Below are 21,562 nucleotides of genomic sequence, written 5' to 3' on the forward strand. Positions count from 1 at the left end.
ATCAATACAGGGTCATGAACTCGCTCGTGTTGAACAGGGCGCGGCAGAACATCGCCAGCCCATGCTGTGAAATGAGTTGTGTGGAGGCAGCCAGCTCGTCCGCATTCGGATCACGCTGGTAGGCCAGTTGAAACGCCCGCTTCACCTGTGCCGCAGCGTCCTTGCCCGCCTCCTTTTCAAGTCGCGCGGCCAGCAGCTCGCTCTGCTGCATGGCAAACGTGCTGTTCAAGAAATTCAGCGCCTGCAAAGGCGTCGTGCTTGAGGTGCGGCGCGGGGCGATCTGCCCCGCATCCGGCACGTCGAACGCACCAAACGTGTCATCAAGCTGCACCCGTGGCTTGCTCTGGTAAACCATGCGCCGGAACGTGTCGGGCCCAAACTCCTGCTTCGATTGATAGACCTTCACGTAGTTGTCATTCGGCACGAACAAATCGAAGCCCGGTCCTCCCATCGTCAGATCCAGCACGCCGCTCACGGCTAGGATTGTATCGCGCAGCGGCTCCGCTTCGAGTCGCCGCGTGGGAAAACGCCACAGAAGCCGCGCGCCCGAATCTGCCAGCATTCCCGCATCATTGGCCGTGCTCGACTGCCGGTAGGCCGCTGAGTTCATAATCAACCGATGCATCTCCTTCATGCTCCAGCCGTGCTGCATAAACTGCGCTGCCAGCCAGTCCAGCAGTTCAGGATGTGACGGCTTGCCACCATTAAATCCAAGATCGCTCGGCGTATCCACGATGCCCGTGCCAAAATGATAGTGCCAGATTCGGTTCACCATCACTCGCGCCGTCAGCGGATTCTGTGGATCGGTCAGCCATTTCGCCAAGGCCATGCGCCGCTCCGCTTCCGGTGTGTCTTTGGGAAGGTCCAGTTTCGCGCCGATCTGCGCCAGCGCCCCCGGTGCAATTTCCTCCTGCGGCGTCATCGGGTCGCCGCGTTGCAGCCGGTAGGTCGGTCCCGGCTGCTCAAACTTGCCCAGGTAGGCCATGGGGAAGCTCGTCAGTTCCTTCAGTCTGCGCTGCAGCGCGGCACGCTGCTCGCTGTGTTTCTTCACCGTGGCCGCATTGTCAGAAGAGACTCCGCTCAAGGTTGGAATGTCGCGAATGCGGTCCCGATACTCCACGCCCAGCCGGTCGGCGGAAGACGCCACCGCCTGCCATGTTTTCCCATCCAGCGAACTCTCAATCACATAATCCGTGGAAAGACGATCTTCATAGACCTTGCCCTTCTTCTCTCCCCGATCCCGGCTCCACACCACGCTGCTGATGCTTTCCTCACGTGGCAGTTCGATCTGCAACCAGCCCTTGCCCGCATTCTTCGAAATCCAGCTCTTTGCGTTGCCATACAGACCATCATTCGCGTGCGCGATTTGATGAATCGGATTCGTGCCATCACTGAATACATCCGAAGCCGTCACCTTCGCGCCGTTCTTCGCCAGAGCCACGTTGCGTGGCTGCTTCCCGGAGGAAAACACTTCCAGCTCATCAATGCACGGCTGCCCGCCGGTCGTCGCATGAATCGTGAAGCGCACAAACTTCGCCTTCACCGCATCAAAGCTTTCTCGGTTCGCCAGATGTGTCACCGGCGCGCGCAGATGCGGTTGTGATGATGGCTGAGTGCCGTCCGCCTCTTCAAACAGCACCGCATCAGCCACGGTCGGCCCGCCGAGTTTGCCGCTGCGCAGGATGAGGATGGAATCCGGCGTCACCGCATACGTCCCCGCATACTTGAAACCACTCCAGCGCTTCTGTTCTGGGATCGCACCGCTGCCGTCGGCAAACTTGCTTTGATCCACGCTGGCGATTTCTTGCTGGTCGCCCTTCGTGTTCGCATCACCGTCCAGATCGAGGATGTAGCGCGCATCCTTTGCATGCGTCGTCCACGCCGCCCATGAAAGCCAGATGCGTTGTTTGCCTGAGACACGCGGATTCCATGAGAAGAAATCCTTCGCAGCGGCATCCTTCTCGGCCTTCCAATAGCGGTAGCTCTCGCCGAGATTGGGCAGTCGTGTCGCATCCCCCGGATCTGCTGCCTGGCCCAGTTCTGTGCCCGCAGAATATTCGATGGGCTTGCCATTCGTGGGCTGTTCGATCTGCACGCAGCCGATCGCATCTGGCTTCGTTGGCGGCGGCAGATCATCATCCACCAGCACACGCCGCGTCAGTTGGGCGCGTGGTTGGAAACGTGCGAGTGCCGCATCCACCTTCGCAATCTCAGCCCGCACGCCTTCTGCCTGCTTCAGCCGTTGATCAGCATCTGCCGGACGCAGTTCACGCTCCGCATGCTGCACACCCTCAAAGATGGCCCGCACTCGATAATAATCGGTCTGCAAAATGGGATCAAACTTGTGATCATGGCAGCGTGCGCAGCCAATCGTGAGCCCAAGAAAAGTGCTGCCCGTGGTGCTGACGAGGTCATGCATCTCATCCGCCCGTTGATTCGCCCGCAGCACCGGGTCCTGCCCCTTCACCTGATCCCAGGAACCCGCCACAAGAAATCCTGTGCCTTCATCGGTGCCCAGTTGATCCCCGGCGATCTGCTCACGCACAAACTGGTCATACGGCTTGTCCTCGTTGAACGCACGAATGACGTAATCACGATACGGCCACGCATTCGGCCTCACGCGGTTCATCTCAAAGCCATGGCTTTCCGCAAAGCGCACCACATCCAGCCAGTGCCGCGCCCAGCGCTCCCCATAACGTGGTGAAGCCAGCAGACGGTCGATCAATCCTTTGACTGCCGCTGTTTGATCCCGGCTGAATTCCTTTTCAAAAGCCGCCGCTTCTTCGGGTGTCGGCGGCAGCCCGGTCAGATCAAAGCTGGCACGACGGATGAACGTGCGGGCATCTGCTGGCGCATTCAGCGTGAGGTTTTTCTCCTTCAGCTTTTCACCAATGAATTCGTCGATGGATGCAAGCTTCGATGACTTCAGAGGCAGCAGGGACCAGTGCGTGATATCGCCCTTCGGCTTCTCCTTGAGCACGATCTCCTGAGGCCACGCCGCGCCCATGTCGATCCAACGCTTGATGAGGTCGGTTTCGGCAGTGGAAAGAGCAGGCTTCTTCTTCGGCATCTCCGCCTTCTCGCCCGCAGCTTCCGGCACGATCATTGTGTAGAGCGCTGACTCCGCAGCTTTGCCCGGAACCAAGGCAGGACCGTCGTCACCGCCTTTGAGCACATCCGCCAGCGTGCTCATGTTCAGGCCACCTTTGGTCGTCACGTCATTGTGGCATTCCACGCAGTTCTTCACCAGGATCGGTGCCACCTGCTCATGAAACAGCTTCGCTGCATCAGGCTCGACGGCGAGGACACTGCTGCTCGCAAGGACGAAGGAAAAATAAGGAAGTGATTTCATGCTGCTTTCTTGGCTTTAGGCAGGGCCAGATCGGCCTCGGCGGTGATCAAATGTTCGCGCATCGCCTTCGCAGCGGCGGCGGGGTCGCGTTTCTCGATGGCGTTGAGCACCGCAGCATGCTGCCGCACGGCATTGTCAGTCGAGGTGCGGCTGTAACCATGCTGGAGACTCGTCTGAATCAATTCGGAGAGCGAATGCAGCAGCAGGTTCGCAATCTGATTCCCCGACGCCGCCGCCAGCTCCCGATGGAACGCCATATCAGCCTCCACCGCAGTCTCAAAATCCTGCGTCTCCGCCAGTTCCTGCAATGCAGCTCGCAACCGACGAAGCTGCGCCGGTGTGGCGTTCTCAGCGGCCAGTCGCGCATTCTCCGGCTCCAGCATGAAGCGCACCTGGATGAGCTGCCGCAGCCGCTCCTTATCGTCCGGAATCAGCAGCGCCAGCGAGCCGTTCAGCGGCTTGTGCAGCTTGTCCACCACCTTCGTGCCCACCCCATGCTTCACTTCCAGCAATCCTTGCAACTCCAGCCGCTTTGTTGCCTCACGCACCACGGGACGGCTCACGCCCAGCTTCAGCGCCAGATCCCTCTCCGGCGGCAGCCACCCATTCCCCCCGCCTCCTTCGTCCCGAATCTCAGATGCAATGCGTGCACACACCTCTTCAACAAGGCTGCGCTGGGGTTTGATGGATGAAAAAGCCATGTGGTTAGAGGTCTTACCACTGGCTTAAACGGGGCGTTTTTGCGATTCTATCGCGAGGGATTCAAATCTCAGATCGTCTGCGACGAATACCCGCCATCCACCACCATCTCATGGCCGGTGATGAAGGAACTGCCTGCACCCGCGAGCAGCAAAGCCGCGGCGACAAGTTCCTTGGCTTCGCCAAAGCGGTTCATCGGCGTGTGGCCCATGATCTTCGCCACGCGGTCAGGCGTGAGTACTTTCTTGTTCTGCTCGGCAGGGAAGAAGCCGGGGACCAAGGTGTTCACGCGGATGCCAAGAGGGGCCCATTCACGCGCAAGGTTCTTGCTAAGATTGTGCACCGCACCTTTGGACATGGAGTACGTGAACACACGGCTCAGCGGCAGCAGGCCGGACATGGAGCCCAGATTGATGATCGAGGCGGGGATCTTGTGATCCACGAAGTATTTGCCAAACACCTGGCAGGCGAGAAACACGCCCTTAGTGTTGATGTTCATGATCCGGTCGTATTCCTCTTCGGGAATATCGAGGAACGGCGTCGCAGAATTCACGCCGGCACCATTGATCAGAATGTGGCAGCCACCGGAGCGCTCCAGCACCTGATCCAGCAAAATTTGCAGGTCGGCTTTGCGGCTGGCGTCAGCGGAAACGAAGTAGGCCTGTCCGCCTGCGGCTTGAATGGTCTCCAAACGCTTGTCGGCCTTGGACTGGTCCCGCCCGACGAGCACGACCTCCGCACCCGCAGATGCGTAGCCTTCTGCGATGGCGCCGCAGAGTTCGCCTGTGCCGCCGATCACGACAGCGGTTTTGCCTTGAAGAGAGAAGAGTTCGAAAATGGAGGACATGGTGTGGGGCGCATCTATGGCGTGTCATCCCGCCGCCGCAAGCAGGCTGTCTCGCCACTTTCGTCATCTTGACACCCTGCCCGGGGTGCTCTCCGGTACGAGCATGCCTTGGGGCCACATCCTGACCTTCCTTGCCGGCGTCCTCATCGGCGCAGCCTCGATTGTGATCTGGAAGCTGCTGCGTTTCGCCGCCGATCTCCGCGCGGCACGGCATGCGCTGGCAAGTTTCGTCTATCCCGAATGCGGTCTGGCGGACGAAAAAGCCCATGCAGCCGTCGAGGCCTGTAAAAACCGCCTGCGCTGGCAGAAGAACCTCAACCCCGAGTGGCTGCCGCCGTTGGTGGATGAAGTGCCGAAGCTGGTCCGCGAAATCGCGGCCATCTACCATCCCGGCAAGCAGGAGGCGCTGCTGGCCCCGGGTCTCAGCCAGTTCTCCCGCGCCGTGCACCTTGCTGCCATGGATGTGGCGGACTTTTTGCAAACGCGCTCCATTGGCCGCCTCGTGGATGTCAGTGCCAGCACAGCGCTGAAAACCTGGGAAATGACCCACAAGATCGCCAAACACGAAAAACTGCAGACGGCGAACAAATGGTACAAACGCCTGCTGCCCTACTGGCAGGTGCTGCGCTTCAAATCCCCCATCATGTGGGCCGGCATGGCCGTCTCCAACGTCGCCGCCCGCACTCTGCAACCAGCCGTGATCGACATCATCGCCAAGCGCGCCATCGACCTCTACAGCGGTCGCCTCGGCAAAGGCTCCGGTGGACCCTCTGTACCGCCTGTTCCAATGCTGGAACAAGAGCGCCCGCCGGGGCCGATGTGATGTCAGGGTTTTGCTGCGCGTTCCACCGGCACGATGTCAATGCTCAGGAAGGCTGCTTGGAGGACGTCAGCCTTCTCAAATTCAGGTGTCCCCTCAGGTTTCCACACGTTCAGCAGACGATGGGTGCCGCTGGCCAAGGTGGTGCTCACGGTGCATTCGGCCCGGTGAAACTGAATGCTGTGGTTTAAAGGACGAATCGTTTTGGCATCCGGCTGTGCGGAAGAATCGGTGACCACCGGGCTGGTGTAGTCATAGTTGATGACGGTGCTGAGTTCGACTGCGTCCGGCTCGGAGTAGCCGACAGTTCCCTCCATTTCAAAACGCAGTCCTACCAAGCGCATTTCAGCGGCGGATGAAAAGTGTGGCGTTGCGACATTGGAGACATGAACGTTGCTGATGCTCGTCTGCGAGGGCTTCGCATCTTTGTCATTGCCGCCCGGAGTGTTGCTGGTGTTGGTAGAATGTTCCTGCGCGCCGCTGGACGTTTCAGTGACATACACAAGCTCGCGGCCGGATTCAAAAGTACTGCGCATGCCGGATTTGGACTCAAGAAAAGCGGAGCGCAGCAGGCGGATCTTGTTCTGCGCGATGCCCTGCTCCACCTCCTGCCATGCAGTGGTGTGGTCCGTGGTGGGGGCGGTGCTTGCCACCAGTCTGCGGATGGTGGCGGCATCCGCCTCAATGATGTGCATAGTTGTCGCGAGATTGTGCGGCGCATGGAGTTTCAAGGAGGAGATGTAGGCCTCCACCAGCTTCATGTTTTCCGGCGTGTTGCGCACCAGAAGTTCACCAGTGCTGGGTTTGTAGTTGGCGGAGGAACCTTCAGGAAAGGGGATGCCCTTGGACTTCAGAATCTCCACGGCGGTGATGCGCATGGTCAGCCGTGCTTCGTTTGCCATCGGGGCTGCCGGAGCTCCGCCTGCCGCGAAAGGATCGGCGGCGGCGGCAGGTGCTCCACCGGCTGCATCTCCCATCGTCAGCAACTCTTCGGTGATGTGGAAACTGCGGGTGATGATGCCCTTCGTGGCACCCGGTGGTTCTGGCGGCGGCGCGGTGGGGGTCTTCTCAATCTTTTCGCCTTCCTCCCGCAGCAATTGCTCCACCCGCCTGTCCAAGGCCGGCAGCAGCGAAACGATGTGGGCTTTCAGAAATGCGGCCTGCAGATGACTGGCGCGCTCCGGCTCCGCGACCTCTTCGGGCTTCCAGATGCCAAGCAGCTTGGTCATGCCCCCGAGCAACGTGATGCCGGTGGTCACATGGGCGTTGTAAAAATCAATGTTCGGAGTCTCCACGACCCGCTCACCAGTGGCGCTGATCTTGTCCCAATGCTCCTGCGGCGTACGGTAGTGATGCTCCAGAGAATAGGTCAGCTCCATGGTCTCGCCATCGGCACCGATGGTGGGCTCCAGTTCCAGGCGAGTGCCGGCACCACGTTCCTCCATGGCGATGTTGGAGCGCCGTGTTTCATCCACCGTCATTTCAGTGACATAGGTGCGCCCCTCTCCACGCACCATCGTCGCACGGTTGCCGCTCTTCGTTTCCATGCGCAGATCACCCACATAGCTGGCCTTTTTCTGGGAGACCAGCGCATCCAGCGCGGTCCAAGCGGCGGCGTGGTCCGCCTGCGCCTTCACCTGCTTGACCGCCTCGTTTACGGCGGTCGCTTCCGCCTCGATGATCTGTACATTCATGCTCACCAGCTTGGGCATGGCGCGCTCGGCTTGTGCAGCAAGCGCCGCCATGCGTTGATGCGTCAGCTCGGTGCTGCGCAAAGCCAGCGTTTTGTTTTTCGGGTCGAATGCGGCGAGCGATCCTGGCGGCAGCGTTACGCCCATCATTTTCAGATGCTGGTCGATGACAAAATGAGAGCGCCGCAGGAATTTGGCGACATCTTCCGCACTCGCATTGCCTGCGGGAAGCGCGGGTGCCGTGAGCTGCCCCTGTTCGCTGGAGACAAAGCCGCCGAGCAACTCCGAGGACGGGTAACGGTAAACGCGCAGCGACCATTCTCCCTGCGCTTCCTGACCCTGTTTTGCCACTTGTTGCGCTGAAAGGGGCATGACTGCCACCAAGCTGAAAAGGACAAAAGAGAGGGTGCGAATGGTGAGCAGGCATTTCATAACTCCGCGATGCTGGCATGAGCGGCATCTGCGGAGCAATCAAAAACTCGCAGGCTGATGGGAGTGCTTTGCTCCCTGCTTGAGCTTCAATGAGATGGAGCCACCGCTTTCTTGCTGGTCTTCCCTTTCAATCCTGCCAGATAGGCCACGACGTCGCGGATTTGGGGTTTGGTGAGGATGCCGAGCATGGGGGGCATGACGGTCATGGGTGGGGTGATGGTGGCGATTTGGTCGCGGGGCACTGTCTGTGTTTTTCCATCAGGCAGGCGTAAAGTGACTTGTTTTGCGTCCTCTTTCCCCAAAATGGCCGAGAGGGATTTGCCGTCTTTGGTGGTGATGGAGACGAGGCCGAAGCCGGGAGCGATCTGGGCGAGGGGATTGAGGAGGGATTCGAGGATGTATTTGCGGTCTTTCTGGCTGCCGATGGTTTTCAGGTTGGGGCCGACCTGGCTGCCTTCCTTGGCTTCGATGGTGTGGCAGGCGATGCAGTTGGCAGCGATGTTGTTGGTGACGATGTCTTTGCCGCGGGTGGCGTCGCCGCCTTCTAGGAGTTCAGATGCACTGAGTTGCAGGGAAGCGAGCTTGGGTTTCAAAGATTCGCGTGTGGCGGCGGCTTCGAGGATGTCGAGCTGGATGGCGGCGGGGGCTTTGTTGTCGATGAGGCGGTCCAGCCACTGGGTGATGACGGTGTCGTCTTTGGACGTGGAAAGGAGAGACAGTGCAAGTTGCTGCGATGTGGTGTCACCGTTGGCAAGGACGGCGGCGGCTTCGGTGATGGCGCGGTCGGGCTGGTGGGTGAATAGCTGGCGCAGGGCTTCGCGGCGGAGTTCGGCGGGGGAGGTTTTGGCGAGCGCGAGATCGAGGGTGGTGGCGAACTCGGGTGTGGCAGCGTGCTGCGAGGCCATGAGTTTCAGTGCTTCTGCGCGCAATGTGGCGCGAGCGGTGGAATCTGAGATGATCTGCTGGAGGACGGGGGCGGCGACTTTTAGCTGGAGCTGGGTGAGGAGTTCGACGGCTTTGGCTTTGAGGGTGCCGTCCTGGATGGCGAGGAGGGCGTCGAGGTGGGGTTGTAGCAGGGAGGCGAAGGCGGTGGCATCACGTGGCGCGGTGTCGTGGGCCATGCCGTCAATGCGGTCGAGGCGTGGGGGATTGGTGAAGGTGAGGAGGACGTCGAGTGCTTCTGCTTGCAGCGGGTTGCGCTGTAATGCGGTTTTGATGATGGGTTCGGCGATGTCGAGGCGGAGGCAGGCGTTGAGGCCGCGAGGGGTCTGGCGGGTGGTGAGCTTGGGGAGAGCGGCGGGGATGCCGGTGTCGTCGTGGATGGCGCGTTCGGCTTCGGGGGCTAGGGTCGGATTTGTGAGGAAATCGGCAACGCGTGGCGAGTTTTGGCGGGCGAGCGCAAGGAGGCAGCAGAGGGACTGCTTGTCGTTGATGTGGGAGGCGAGGGTGGCTTCATCGGCGCAGCCGGCGAGGCCGGTGACGATGGCGTGGCGCATGTAGGGATCGGCGCTTTCCTTGGGGGCAAGGTTTAGCAAGGCGGTGACAGCGGTGGCTTCTTGAAGCTTGCCGAGGCAAATGGCGGCGTGAAAGCGCACGCGTTGGGAAGGATGTGCAAGGAGCGGAATAATTGGGGCGCCGGAGGTTTTGACATCGCCAAGCATTTTGAGGACTTGGGTGATGATCTCTGTGTCGGATTCCGCAATCAGGGGCAAAAGAGTTGCGGTATCGACCTTTCCAGAACGCATGCCCTGGCCGAGTCCCCAGATGGCGTGGATGCGGGCGAGTTGGGCGGCCTTTTTGTCGTGTGCTATTTTTTGCAGCACGGTGTAATCACCTTTTTTGACGAGGGTGAATTGGGCGTGAAGGCGGACGCGTTGGTCGGGGTGGGAGAGGTGGGTGGCGTCGAGGTTGTCGGAGTTGAGGAGTTGGCTGGTTTCCTGGCGCTCGGTGCTGTTTTTGCCGGTGGGGTCGTCGGCGAACCAGATGGCGCCTTTTTGATCGAGGGGGTAGCCGCCGTCCCAGTCGGCGATGATGAGCTCGCCGGTGGGGGCCATGGCGAGGCCGATGCCCATGAGGCCGGAGTGGATGACTCGTTCGTTCTGCATCTTGAAGGTGCTGCCACTGGGGACGATCTGGAAGGCGGTCATCTGACCGGAGGGAAATTGATCGAGGATGAAGTGATTGCGCAATGAAGCGCCGAGGGCGGTGCCGGGTTCGTGGATGAATCCGGCGGGGCCGTTGGAGTAGTTGGCGAGTGGGGGTGTGATGAAGAGGGGTTGGCCAGGATGGGCGGGTTGCCAGATGCCGTCGCGGATCCAGCGGCTGGCTTCTTTTTGATATTGATGACTACAGCGCCAGCCGGAGTCGCTGCGCTCGGTGATGTAGACGAAGCGTTCGCGTTCGCCGGGGAGGTCGGCGTCGTTGTCGACGCCGAAGATGTTGCCGTAGTTGTCGAAGGCGATTTCCTGAATGTTGCGAAGGCCGTGGGCGAAGACTTCGAAGTTTGTGCCGTCGGGTTCGCAGCGGAGGACGCAGCCTTCGTGGGGGTAGTAGAAGTGTCTGCCTTCCTTGCTGGTGACGTTGACGCCTTTGTCGCCGATGCTCCAGTAGATGCGGCCATCGGGGCCGATGCGGGGGCCGTGCATGTCGTGGCCGGCGTAGGCGATGTGCATGCCGAAGCCGTGGGCGACGATTTCGCGTTCGTCGGCGATGCCGTCGTCGTTGGTGTCGCGAAGGCGGATGAGGTCGGGGGCGACGGTGACGTAGACCCAGCCGTCGTGATAGAGGATGCCGGCGGCGATGCCGGTGACGACGCTGTTGAAGCCTTCGGCGAAGACGGTGAGCTTGTCGGCGGTGCCGTCGTGGTCGGTGTCGCGGAGCTGGTAGATGCGCTCGCTGTGAACGGTGAGGTCTTTCCAGTCGATGGAGCCGTCTTTGTTGTGGTCGGCGAGGCCGCCGCGAGGGAGGCGTGTTTTGCCGGGGGCGAGCTCGCGTTTGAGGAAGGCTTCTTTTTCTTCGACGCTGGTGAGGGCGACGTCGTCGGGGATCCACTGGGTGTGCTCGCGGATGTCGAGGTCGGCGACTTTGCGGCGGGTGGTGGCGGAGACGTAGATGCGGCCCTGGGGATCGACGGTGACGGCGACGGGGTCGGGGACGTTGAGGGTGCCGGACCAGCGGTGGAGTTCGAGGGGGGATTTGATGGGCGCGGCCTTGGGTGCCTTGGCTCTGGTCTTGGCGGGTGTTTCGTCAGCGGCGAGGCATGGGAGGGCGAGCAGTGCGGCCAGGGCGAGGTGACAGAGGTTTTTCATGAAAGGGGGTTACGATCTGTGGAGCAGAATTTGGTTGGCCGAAATCCTTTCTTCGCCCCAAAGGCTACGAAGGACAGGGTGGGGAACGTGGGGGCAAAAGGTGAACGGAGGGGATGGCCGCAAAGAGGCGCAAAAAAGGGCCAAAAATGAAGGCGGGCTTTTCGAGCGGAGGACGGGGGCGGATCCACTGATTTTACACCGCAGAGATTGATTCTGAAAAGAGTGACTGGAAAGGGAGGAACGTGGGGGGATTTATGATTTACGATTTATGATTTATGATTTCGGAGTGGTTGGAGAGGAGGGGGAGGGACGTACGTTTGCCGCAAAGGGGCGGAGGTGGATGGCCGGAATTGAGGTAGAATAATGGGGGGTAAAATCATTTCAGAGGTCTGGAGTGGAGGGAAAGAGGGGGAAAGGGCAGAAAGATTTTGTGGAGGAGGGAGGGGGGCAAACGCGAATGGGCGCGAAGGGCCGCGAATTTTTTGAAATGGGGATGGGGGCGTTAGGATTCGTGAAAATTCGCAGTTCATTTTTTGATATTTGCGTTCAAAAAACCTGGCTGATGCGTTTGTTCTTGATGCTGCTGCGCGGGGCCTCCTAAATTGGAGGCTCTTTCGCAGTCGCGAATGTCATTGAATTAAATCCAACCCAAATCTTATCCATGAGTCAGATCGTTCCTCTTATCAGTTCCGGCATCGCCGGCCCTCTCGGTGTTCTTCATCTTCCGCGCCTCTGGCAGAAGGCTTCTTTGGCTGCTGCGGGCAAACTGCATGCTGATTATCCGGGCATCGGCTGCGGGTATGACCAGATGACGCTGGATGCGCTGGGCATCAACATCGAGACGTTCAGGACGTTCATCGCGACGAAGCCGAGCTATCCGCAGCTTGAGAGCTGGGTGAAGGCGCAGCCGGGTGTGAACCTGACGAAGGGCAATATTTTCAAGCACAACCAGGCGATTTCGGGCTACATCCACAGCGATGAGACGCGCAAGACGATTCTGGATGCGGATGGCATCGCGGATGACGGCAGTGTGAACCCAGGTGCGGTGGATCTGAACAATCTGGACGACTGGCACATCTTCTGGGCTCAGGAGATCAAGTAAGCTGCGAAGCGGCTGAAGTGAGTTTTGAGAACCCCGTTTGTCGTGAGGCAGGCGGGGTTTTTGTTTGAGGGGAGTTGACGGTGGTTGACGGTGGTTTGGGGAGCCGGAGGGATGGCCGCAATCCGTTCTTCGCTAAAGCTACGAAGGACAGGAGGGGCGCAAAAATGACGGATTCCGGAGGGTGGGGGAGTGCGGGTGTTCTCAGTGAATGGAACGGGTTTTTTAACCGCTGATGTGACGCTAATGAGACGCTGAAAATGAGACGCTGAAAATGGGACTCGGAAAATGCCGGATTCGGTGGTGCTGGGAGGTGGGTGTGGGCTTGTTTTTTTGGCAGAGGAATGGATTGGCAGAGGAATGGGCTGAGTTCGGGGCTTGGGAGACTGGGGGGTGTTTTTGGCTGGAAAGTGACCACGGAATACACTGAATACACGGAACCGAAGCAAGCGTAGTGCTGTCAACGCGGTGGTGGGTTTGAGGAGCCGGAGGGATGGCCGCAATCCGTTCTTCGCTAAAGCTACGAAGGACAGGAGAGGCGCGAAAATGACTGATTCCGGAGGGTGTTGGTGTGCGGGAGTGCTCAGTGATGGAGAGGATTTTTTAACCGCTGATCCTTCCTTCGCTGAAGCTTCGGAGGACGAGTAAGACGCTGATAATGGGAGTCGGAAAATGCCGGATTCGGTGGTGATGGGAGGTGGGTGTGGGGCTTTGTTTTTGGCAGGGGAATGAATTGGCAGAGGAATGGAGAATGGGATTTGAACTGCTGACTGATGTTGATGAGGAATGTCTGAGCGGGGTTTGTCTCAGAAAAAGAGGAGGAGGTTGAGGTTGTGTTTTCGACCCGGCCAATTGCTGATGGGATGCGAAGAGTGACTGATGCTGGCTCATGACGAGCGGCTGCTGGTGATTCGAACCTCTCATTCCCATGAATACTTCTCTTCCTATGCTCCAGGCTCTGCAGGTTTTCGCGGCGCGTGCTTCTGCTGATTCCGAAACTGAGTCTGAGCCTGAGGCGAAAACGCAGTCATCGTATCGGAATTTTCTCATCGTGGCGCCGGGTTCGGTGGGAGCGGCGACTGTGCCGGATGAGAAGGTGTTGGAGCTGGCCCAGCATTTGAATCAAGAGGGCTATGCGTATGTGGCGCGCTCGAATCAAAGGGAAATGGAGGATGATCCGTCGGGGGTGCGCTATCTGCCGTTGAGCCATCGGCTGCCGGCGTTTGGGGTGATGACGGCGGTCATCGTGATCGGTGATCCGCTGTGGGCGGCGCTGGCGGCGGCTACTTATCCGGAGGCGGATATTTTCTTGATGTAGCTGAACGGGCGGAGTTTAAGGTTTAAAGTTTCAGGTTAAAAGTTCCGGAGAGTGCTGGTTCGCGGCGGCGTGACGGCGGATGCGGGGTTTTGGTTTCAGCAACGGGAAGAGTCAAACAGTTCTCTTGATTAAACCTGCGGCTTCGAGTTCCACACGAATTGCCTCGAAAGCTTCTTCGATGTGCCCCGACTCATACTCCAAACGAACTATGCCGGAAATATTGGAGAAGATTTCGACACCCCTCTCGCAAAGTAGGAGGACTTTTTCCCTTCCATACTTGGCCTGAAAAAAACCGACCTCATGAATGACATTTTGCCGCGCCCGCATTCCTCCGTCACGAGTTGCGTCGTCCTTCGTCAGCAGAATAATTGCAAAGCAGCAGCGCGAGCTAACCGCCTCAAGTTTTTCAACAACTGTGAGTCCCCTGCTGGCTTGTTCGGATAAAATTATCGCCGGCTTTCCGAGTCGAGAAATCAAAAAATCCTTAACTTTTAGTTTCGCGATCTCATCATGTCCGTGGCTGACAAATACGTTTTCTTTCATGGTGATTTCGATTATTTGGACGTGGTCTGTGATTCGTGAAATGCAGCTCTGGCTGTTCTTGTCGAAAAAATATGATGCACCTTGAACCATCGCATCCGCGACAATTTCAGTTACCTGTGACTCTTTTGTACTCATGAGCACGGCATGGGTGCCACCGCATTTCTCTCGGACCATTCTCAACACCTCAATTCCTGACCGATTGAAGTCCGGAGGAAGCATCAAGTCTATCAGGGCGATATCGAAATTAGTTCTCTTGATTTCGAGCTTTGCTGCTGATGGGGACCCGGCCACACGAATACTGTGTCCCAAACGTCGTAGTGCCTGACGTAAATCAGCAGCGAACAAGGCGTCGTCTTCGACGATTAGAACATTAAGGCTCATCAAGAAGGTCGAAGAGAGATTGAATTTCGCTCAATACCTCAGCATTGTGCCCGGCGAACCGGTTTACGTGACGACTGAGTATTCTGCCGAAGAGTGTGCGCAATGTTCTGAGATGTTCGGCAGTACTCCTAACGATTGTTTTGGCAACCGTAATAGTGTCTACCCCCCCAACCAAAAACGCCACCTCTCCGGTCGTTCCGTCCAGGATACATAAAGTTCCCTCAGGAACCGACCCGGCACAAGACCGGATAGTCCTTGAGCTATAGTCAATTTCAAGAGCGGTCACACCCACAACGCAAGGTATTCCCATTTGGCGGCACGCAAGAGCAGCATGGCTGTGTATTCCGCCGCGTGTCGAGACGACCGCTTGAGAAGCAATGATCATGCGAAGATCTTCGGGTGAAACTTCGGTGACAACAAAGATGCCCCCACGTGGAATTTCGCTGTCCGAAGGAGGACGCAAATATGCTGGTGCGAATGCTACTCCAGCACCTACCGGAAGTCCCATGCACTTGAATGAGGGCGGAATAACTCGAAAGCTGGTTGCGCCTCGGAACCAGCTAATATCAATCTGCGACAAAAAATCAGCAACTGTAAGTTCGCCGTCTCGAAGCATCTCAATCAATGCGCGAAGGGAGCATTCTGCAGTCAACTTAAGATGCTGAACGCCGCAAATCGTTAGAGTTTTCTTTGGCGTAACATTATTGACCGTAAGTGCAACCGGGTAGTGAAGCAACATCTCTGACATTCGCAACGCTTTACTCGTCTCCGTTGGCAATCGGCTTATTGCGCCTACTAGATTACCCTCCCAATTTGATTCGTTGCTTCTTTCTCCGGTCCTTGGTGACCTGCTGAAGGCTAATCCGCTTGTTCCGCAACCTCTATGCAAGATGAGGATTGGATGCACACTCTCGGGAACGCTTTTCGCAGTTCTATAATATTCGAAACTTTCGTTATTCCATGCACGGAAAAAGGACTCGATTACACCTAGGATAGCAGTTGCGTTCAGGTTGACGGTAGCAGCTTCGGGCAGTGGGGCGTCGACGTCCAAGAATGGGCATCGAACAATAGTGCTTCTACTTTGAGAAGTGTTGTCTCTGAGAAGATTTTCAAGCAGGTGCTCTGCCACTGCTCGCGCGACTTTTCCCGTCCTTCGGAAGTCGCGATACAATGCCGGAGTGGTAATGGCGAAACGAACTACGGGCAGGCCCGCTTTACGGAGTCTCTGCATCAGAAATGGCTCAAGGAAGAACCGCCGCCAAGCAGGAGGCAACGGACTGTCATCATTGAGAATATGCGTTTTCGCGTTTGCCATCTGCTAGTCCGAGTTGTTTGCCTTGAGTTCTGAGAGAAGCCAATCCAACTGCGTGCGCGCTTCGCTAATGACTGCCTCATAGCTAAATACTTGAAGGCGAGGCGGATCATTTTGAGCAGTGGCGGTGACATCACGCCCTTTGCCCAGAAGTAGTATTTCAATCTGGCCGAATTTCGGTTCGAGCTCATCGCGGTATTCCTGCGCTTGGCGTTGGTCCTGCCGGTCAATATCCTTGGACGGCCGCTTGAACTCGATTAGCAGATACCCGCCTCTAAGGTTTTTGGCGAGGAACAAATCGGGACGTTTAGAAGCACGGTCGCCAGTGAATTTCGCGGAGGTGTATTCCTCAATGGTGCGGGCGAGTGTCTTGTTTGAGGAGATGAGAGAATGGTCGTAGCCGAGGATCCAGAGGTTCCGCTCAATGACACTGTGGACGTTTTTCTCGAGCGTGGCAGGGTTGCGAACGAAGTCGTCCAAGTCGTCTAGGACTTTTAGCCGGCTCTTGGCCTGATTCGCCATGACTGCCATGTCGAGTAATCCGAACACCTCCAACGCGGATGCGAAGGTCTCAACATCGCCGCCTTTGCTTTCGTCGATTTGCTTCAGCACCAGCCAGTATTCGTCTTTCTCGAAGGCGTCGAGAATAACGGAGGCGACGGTCTCCACCTTTTCTTCGCTTTCGCCGTAGAAACGCTTCATCACCTTTTCGAGCGCGACTTGCGCGAACTGGCGGAAACCGCACACGGAGTGTGCGGACCACTTTACTGGCGTCTTCGCGACTGCCTGTGGGGATTTTTGCCGCTGGGTGTGGCTGGGCGCTGAGCCGGAGCCGGTTAAAAACCGGCGCTCCCAGTGGGGAAAGGGGACCTCAAATGCCGGCGGCCATGACTTTCATCCAGCGCATGCGGAAGGAGCTATTCTCTTCCATGAGCTGGGCGGCGATGGTGGTGGAGAGCTGGGTGAGGCCGGTGAGGCGGGCGAAGGCGGCGGTGTTTTCCTGGCGACGGTAGTAGTCGGTGGAGTCGGTGACCTGGGTGCCGAGGGATTGGGCGATTTCGACAAGGGTCTCGGGGGTGAGGCTTTCGAAGGGTAGGGTAAGGGTGCCGCGATCGAGGGTGACGCTGATCTGGGTGCCGGCGGTGTTGCAGGTGATACGGCCGGTGAGCTGGCCGCCTTCCCGACGGGTGATGGTGCCGGTCCAGCCTTTGGTGGCGAGATCGGCGGTGAGCTGGCGGATGAAGTCGCGGGACTGGGTGTAGAGGTAGAGGCGGCCGTCGAGGGCGGTGCGGACGTCTGCGGTTTGGAGGCGGGTGCCGCTGAGGAGATCGATGGCGCGGGTGTAGTCGTAGCCCTGGACGAGGGAGGGGACGAGGGCGTTGACTTCGGCGAGGAGCTCGAGGTCGGCCTGGCGGTGCTTTTTGTCGGCCTCCATCTGGCGCTGCTGCTCTTCGAGGGTCATGCTGGAGATCTCACGCTGGTAGCTGGTCTCCAGGTCGGTGATGAAGCGGAGGAAGGCGCCGCTGGTCTTGAGGTTTTTGCGGACCTGCTGGACTTCGGCGAGGGCGGTGCGGAGCTCTGGGATGGTGCCGGAGCGCTTGGGCTGGAGGGCGCCGCGGACGAGGGCGAAGTCGGGCTTGTAGCGGTCTACGAGGGGGCTGTAGAGGGTGAGCCATTCGAGTGTGGCTGCGGAGGCGTCTGCGGGGGGTTTTTTGGTATCGGCGAGATGCTGCTGGAAGTGCTCGAGCTCCTGGGCGCCGAGGAGGGCGTCTCCGAAGTGCCATTCGGCGAGGCCGTGGACGAGGTAGCCGAGGATTTCTTCGTTGTCGGTTTTGTAGTCGAGAGCGTGGAGCGGGGTGCCGAGGCCGAAGTCGTGGGACATGCGGTCCTGGATTTTGGCGAAGAAGGGGGCGAGGCCGTTGAGATCCGGGGTGGTGGCGAGCTTGGCGAACTGTTCTGCGGCGTCCTTTTTGCGATCGAGCATGATGCTGCAGAGGGCGGCATTGAAGCGGGCCCAGTTGGCGGTGGGCTGGAGGACGTCTTTGGATTTGGCGAGGGTGATGAACTTGTCTTCGGCGGTGGCGTACTGGCGGCCTTCGAGCATGGCCTGGCGTGCTTCGGTGAAGCGCTCGGAGACGGTTTTTTTGTTGGCCTTGTCTGCGGTGAGGGTGACGCCGGCGCCATCGAGCTCGCGCTCATTGGCGGTGGCGAGCTGGATGGCGCGGACATTGCGGCGCTCCCCGCCTTCACGGAGGAGCCAGCCCATGCCGTAGGCGATGATGATGGCGGCGGCGATGAGGCCGATGAGGCGGGTGCGGCGATTGACGAGGCGGCGGCGGACGCTGCCGCGATCAAGGAGGCCTTCGGCGAGGCGCATTTCATCGACGACTTCGGAGTAGTTTGCGAAGCGGTCTTCGGGATTGAAGGAGAGCATGCCATTGATGACGTGCTCTGTGCGGGGGGAGAAGCGGAGGCCGGATTCGCCGAGGGTGACGCGCTTGGACTTGATGCGGCGGAGGTCTTCGATGGCGGCGGTGTCCGCCTTGTGGGGCGGATTGCCGGTCATGGCGTGGTAGAGGGTGGCGCCGAGGGAGAAGATGTCGCTGCGGTAGTCTTCTTTGTTTTCGATGACTTTTTCGGGGGCGACGTAGTAGGGGGTGGCCCAGATCTCGCCGGATTGATCGCCGCCGCGATCGACGAAGAGGGCGAGGCCGAAGTCCACGACTTTGGCGGTGCCGGTCTCGGTGAAGAGGATGTTGGCGGGCTTCACATCCCGATGGATGAGGGTGAGCTGCTGGGCGGCGCGGAGGCCTTCGGCGACTTCGCGGCCGATGCGGAGGGCTTCGTCTTCTTTGAGGTGGCCTTCGCGGCGGATGCGCTGCTCGAGGGAGCCGCCGCCGACGAGCTCCATGGCGATGTAGAAGTAGCCCTGGTCATAGCCGACGGAGTAGAGCTTGATGACGTTGGGGTGCGTCACATTGGCGGTGATGTGGGCTTCGCGGCGGAACTGCTCGAGGCGGATGGAGTCGCGGGAGTACTGGCGGTTGAGGATTTTGAGGGCGACGCGGCGGCCGAGGGTTTCGTCTTCGGCTTCGAAGACGCGGCTCATGCCGCCTTCGCCGATCTGGCGGACGATCATGAACTGATCGAAGCGGCGGCGGACGCGGACCATCTGGCCGCAGAAGGGGCACTTGAGCTTGGTGAAGGGCTCCAGGGAGGTGACATCAATCTGCTTCTGACACACCGGGCAGGTGCTCAAAAAGGACTGTTCTGGAGGGGCGAGAATCAAGGGGGACGGGTGTTGTCAGTAGCAGGGACGCATTCGATATGCCAGAAATTACAGTTTGCCTTATTAATTCGAATGTTGAGTTTATAGGGTGGATTGGCTCATCAGTGAAACAGTGGATATAGGAGATCGTTTCGACAAACACCTCGCGAGGCGTTTGCCGGATATGTCGCGCTCGCGATTGCAGGATTTGATCAAGGAGGGACACGCAACGCTGAACGGGAAGGCGGTCAAGGCGGGGGCTACGCTCAAATGCGGGGATGCGGTGAGTCTCACGGTGCCGGATGTAGCGGAAGTGGAGATCAAGGCCCAGAACATTCCTTTGACGATTTTGTATGAGGACAGCGACATCGTAGTGCTGGACAAGGCATCGGGGCTTGTCGTTCATCCGGCGGAGGGAAATCCGGACGGGACGCTGGTGAACGCGCTGCTGCACCACATTGAGGATCTGAGCGGGATCGGCGGGGAGATGCGGCCGGGGATTGTGCATCGGCTCGATAAAGATACGAGCGGCTGCATGGTGGTGGCGAAGAATGACATCGCGCACCGGCGGCTGACGGAGGCGTTTTCAGAGAGGCGGATCTCGAAGATCTACCTTGCGGTGGTGAACGGGGTGCCGAAGGAGGAGAGCGGGCGGATCGAGACGAGCATCGGGAGGCATCCGGTGGACCGAAAGCGGATGAGCAATCTGCTGGACGGGGCGGGGAAGAATGCGGTGACGGAGTGGAAGCGGCTGGCGGTGGACGAGGGCTGCGCGCTGATCCAGTGCCGACTGCTGACGGGGCGGACGCACCAGATCCGCGTGCATATGCGGGAGTCTTTGCAGTGTGCGATCCTGGGGGATCCGATCTATGCGAATCCGGCGAAGCAGCGGGTGCAGGTGCCGCGGCTGATGCTGCATGCGTGGAAGCTTTCGTTTAACCATCCGATCAACGACAAACCGATGGCGTTTGAGGCGAAGGTGCCGGAGGAATATGGGGCGTGGATGAAACTAATGACGAATGACGAATGACGAATGACGAATGACGAATGACGAATGACGAATGACGAATGACGAATGGGGGCTTTTTTTGGCAATGGAATGGGGAAGAGGGGAGTGGTTTTGCTTTTCCTTTGTGTGAATCGGCGCTTCGTTGGGTGACTCAAGACACAGCCTTTTTCTCTTTTATTTTATGCTCAAAGTTTACGCCTACTCTGGATGCTCCACGTGCAAGAATGCGATCAAGTGGCTGAAGGGTAGGGGGATTGCTTTTGAGGAAATGGCGATCCGGGAGACGCCACCGTCGGTGGGAGAGCTGAAGGGGATGCTGGGGGCGCAGGGTGGGGAGCTGCGGCGGCTTTTTAATGTGTCGGGGATGGACTACCGGAGTCTGGGGCTGAAGGACACGCTGCCGGGGATGAGCACGGAGGATGCGCTGGGGCTGCTGGCGGGGAATGGGAATCTGGTGAAGCGGCCGTTTGCGGTGGATGCGGGGAAGAAGGTGTTCCTTGTGGGGTTTAAGGAGGGGGAGTGGGAGGCGGCTTTGGGGAAATGAGGGGGGCGCCAGCAGGTGCTGGGATGTGCGGGTGAGGTGGGTGTGGCGGAGCGCTGGTCGACAGGCAGGAGTGCCTGTCGTACTTTCCCGGAGGGGCCGTTATTTGATGGCGGCGGATTGTTCTTTGAAGAATTTGGCGATGAGGGGTGGGGCTTCTGGGGGGAACTTGTGGGTGCCGCCTTGCTGGATGAAGGCGATGAATGGGGCACCGACTTTGGAGGGGTAGAGGGTGCAGTCTTTGGCCCAGGGAGTGCCTTCGGGTGAGCATTGATTGATCTCTTTGACCTTGGTCATGGCGAGCTCCTGCCAGGCGTATTTGACGAGGGGATCTGCGGTGCCGGCGAGGTGCATGCAGGGCTTGGGTTTGAAGGGAGTGTCTTTGAGGCGGATGGACGCTGCGGCGGATGGGGCGATGGCGCAGAGGACGTCCGGGCGGGTCTGCCAGAGGAGGTAGGTGAAGCCGCCGCCGTTGGAGTGGCCGGTGGAGAAGATGCGCTTGGTGTCGACTTTGTAGTGATCTTTGAGGTACGCGATCGTGGCATCAAAGAGTTTGAGATCGCGATCTTCCTGTGCGCCTGCGGCGTGCTGCCAGCCGGGCTTTTTGCCTTCGGGGTCGGTGAGCTGGCCGGGGGTGTTGAGGCCTTGGAGATAGACTGAGATGGCTTCGGGCATGTGTTGGTACATGGCGAAGCTGCGGGCTGCATTCACTGCGGTGCCGCCGTGGCCGTGCCAGACGAAGACGACAGGGGCAGGCGTTTCCTTGGCGGTGACAGGGGTGTAAACGAAGCCGCTGCGTGCGACGCCATCGACGGTGAGATCGAGCTTTTGGACGCCGTCTGGAAGTTGAATTTGAGCCTGGCAGGTGGCGACGACGGCCAGCAGGGCGAGCAGGAAACAGAGATGGCGAATCATGGGCGGAGAGGTGGAAGTGCTGGCTTC

15 protein-coding genes are annotated in these 21,562 nt (G+C 58.9%); 5 read left to right on the top strand and 10 right to left on the bottom strand.

Annotated elements, in window-relative coordinates; genetic code table 11:
• Position 1 precedes the first annotated feature (1 nt).
• The 3 genes from AC3RLQ_RS30715 to AC3RLQ_RS30725 all read right to left on the bottom strand — a co-directional run bounded on the left by AC3RLQ_RS30715 (position 2) and on the right by AC3RLQ_RS30725 (position 4,898).
• On the bottom strand, positions 2 to 3,352 hold the full coding sequence (locus tag AC3RLQ_RS30715; protein WP_493032826.1) for a DUF1553 domain-containing protein: 3,351 nt from the start codon (positions 3,350 to 3,352) through the stop codon (positions 2 to 4).
• A complete protein-coding gene (locus AC3RLQ_RS30720; protein ID WP_493032828.1) occupies positions 3,349 to 4,053 on the bottom strand; it encodes a FadR/GntR family transcriptional regulator in 705 nt (234 codons plus the stop codon). The genes AC3RLQ_RS30715 and AC3RLQ_RS30720 overlap by 4 nt, the downstream gene beginning before the upstream one ends.
• 68 nt (positions 4,054 to 4,121) lie before the next feature.
• Complete coding sequence (locus tag AC3RLQ_RS30725) at positions 4,122 to 4,898, bottom strand: SDR family oxidoreductase (protein WP_422320334.1); 777 nt, start codon at positions 4,896 to 4,898, stop codon at positions 4,122 to 4,124.
• Positions 4,899 to 5,001: 103 nt separating this feature from the next.
• On the opposite strand from AC3RLQ_RS30725, the gene AC3RLQ_RS30730 reads away from it, so the two are divergent.
• Positions 5,002 to 5,721, top strand: coding sequence for a hypothetical protein (locus AC3RLQ_RS30730; RefSeq protein WP_493032830.1), 720 nt, complete (start codon positions 5,002 to 5,004; stop codon positions 5,719 to 5,721).
• A gap of 2 nt (positions 5,722 to 5,723) precedes the next feature.
• On the opposite strand, the gene AC3RLQ_RS30735 is transcribed toward AC3RLQ_RS30730, so the two are convergent.
• Both AC3RLQ_RS30735 and AC3RLQ_RS30740 read right to left on the bottom strand, forming a co-directional pair.
• Entirely contained in the window at positions 5,724 to 7,841 is a 2,118-nt protein-coding gene (locus tag AC3RLQ_RS30735) for a hypothetical protein (protein WP_493032832.1), read from the bottom strand.
• An 86-nt stretch (positions 7,842 to 7,927) separates the two neighbouring features.
• Complete coding sequence (locus tag AC3RLQ_RS30740; protein WP_493032834.1) at positions 7,928 to 11,149, bottom strand: PVC-type heme-binding CxxCH protein; 3,222 nt, start codon at positions 11,147 to 11,149, stop codon at positions 7,928 to 7,930.
• A 661-nt stretch (positions 11,150 to 11,810) separates the two neighbouring features.
• Here AC3RLQ_RS30740 and AC3RLQ_RS30745 point away from each other — a divergent pair.
• Both AC3RLQ_RS30745 and AC3RLQ_RS30750 read left to right on the top strand, forming a co-directional pair.
• A complete protein-coding gene (locus tag AC3RLQ_RS30745; protein WP_422320330.1) occupies positions 11,811 to 12,251 on the top strand; it encodes a DUF5069 domain-containing protein in 441 nt (146 codons plus the stop codon).
• Positions 12,252 to 13,176: 925 nt separating this feature from the next.
• Positions 13,177 to 13,566, top strand: coding sequence for a hypothetical protein (locus tag AC3RLQ_RS30750; protein ID WP_493032837.1), 390 nt, complete (start codon positions 13,177 to 13,179; stop codon positions 13,564 to 13,566).
• Between the two features lie 111 nt (positions 13,567 to 13,677).
• Here the strand turns inward: AC3RLQ_RS30750 and AC3RLQ_RS30755 are convergent, their stop codons facing one another.
• From AC3RLQ_RS30755 to AC3RLQ_RS30770, 4 genes are all read right to left on the bottom strand, one after another.
• Positions 13,678 to 14,490 (bottom strand): TIR domain-containing protein, encoded by an 813-nt coding sequence (locus AC3RLQ_RS30755; RefSeq protein WP_493032840.1) that lies wholly within the window; start codon positions 14,488 to 14,490, stop codon positions 13,678 to 13,680.
• A complete protein-coding gene (locus AC3RLQ_RS30760; protein WP_493032842.1) occupies positions 14,480 to 15,238 on the bottom strand; it encodes a PEP-utilizing enzyme in 759 nt (252 codons plus the stop codon). Before AC3RLQ_RS30760 ends, AC3RLQ_RS30755 begins: the two co-directional genes overlap by 11 nt.
• Before the next feature lie 570 nt (positions 15,239 to 15,808).
• Entirely contained in the window at positions 15,809 to 16,504 is a 696-nt protein-coding gene (locus tag AC3RLQ_RS30765; RefSeq protein WP_493032844.1) for a Shedu anti-phage system protein SduA domain-containing protein, read from the bottom strand.
• 169 nt (positions 16,505 to 16,673) lie between these two features.
• Complete coding sequence (locus AC3RLQ_RS30770) at positions 16,674 to 19,091, bottom strand: serine/threonine-protein kinase (protein WP_493032846.1); 2,418 nt, start codon at positions 19,089 to 19,091, stop codon at positions 16,674 to 16,676.
• A 112-nt stretch (positions 19,092 to 19,203) separates the two neighbouring features.
• Here AC3RLQ_RS30770 and AC3RLQ_RS30775 point away from each other — a divergent pair, with 112 nt between their 5' ends.
• Both AC3RLQ_RS30775 and AC3RLQ_RS30780 read left to right on the top strand, forming a co-directional pair.
• Entirely contained in the window at positions 19,204 to 20,100 is an 897-nt protein-coding gene (locus AC3RLQ_RS30775) for an RluA family pseudouridine synthase (protein WP_493038789.1), read from the top strand.
• A gap of 160 nt (positions 20,101 to 20,260) precedes the next feature.
• Positions 20,261 to 20,623: an arsenate reductase family protein gene (locus AC3RLQ_RS30780; RefSeq protein ID WP_493032848.1), complete on the top strand. Its 363-nt coding sequence runs from the start codon at positions 20,261 to 20,263 to the stop codon at positions 20,621 to 20,623.
• Positions 20,624 to 20,722: 99 nt separating this feature from the next.
• Here AC3RLQ_RS30780 and AC3RLQ_RS30785 read toward each other — a convergent pair whose 3' ends face one another.
• Entirely contained in the window at positions 20,723 to 21,535 is an 813-nt protein-coding gene (locus AC3RLQ_RS30785; RefSeq protein ID WP_493032850.1) for a CE1 family esterase, read from the bottom strand.
• Positions 21,536 to 21,562 lie beyond the last annotated feature (27 nt).

The organism is Prosthecobacter sp. GW821-HT29F12, assembly GCF_058803405.1.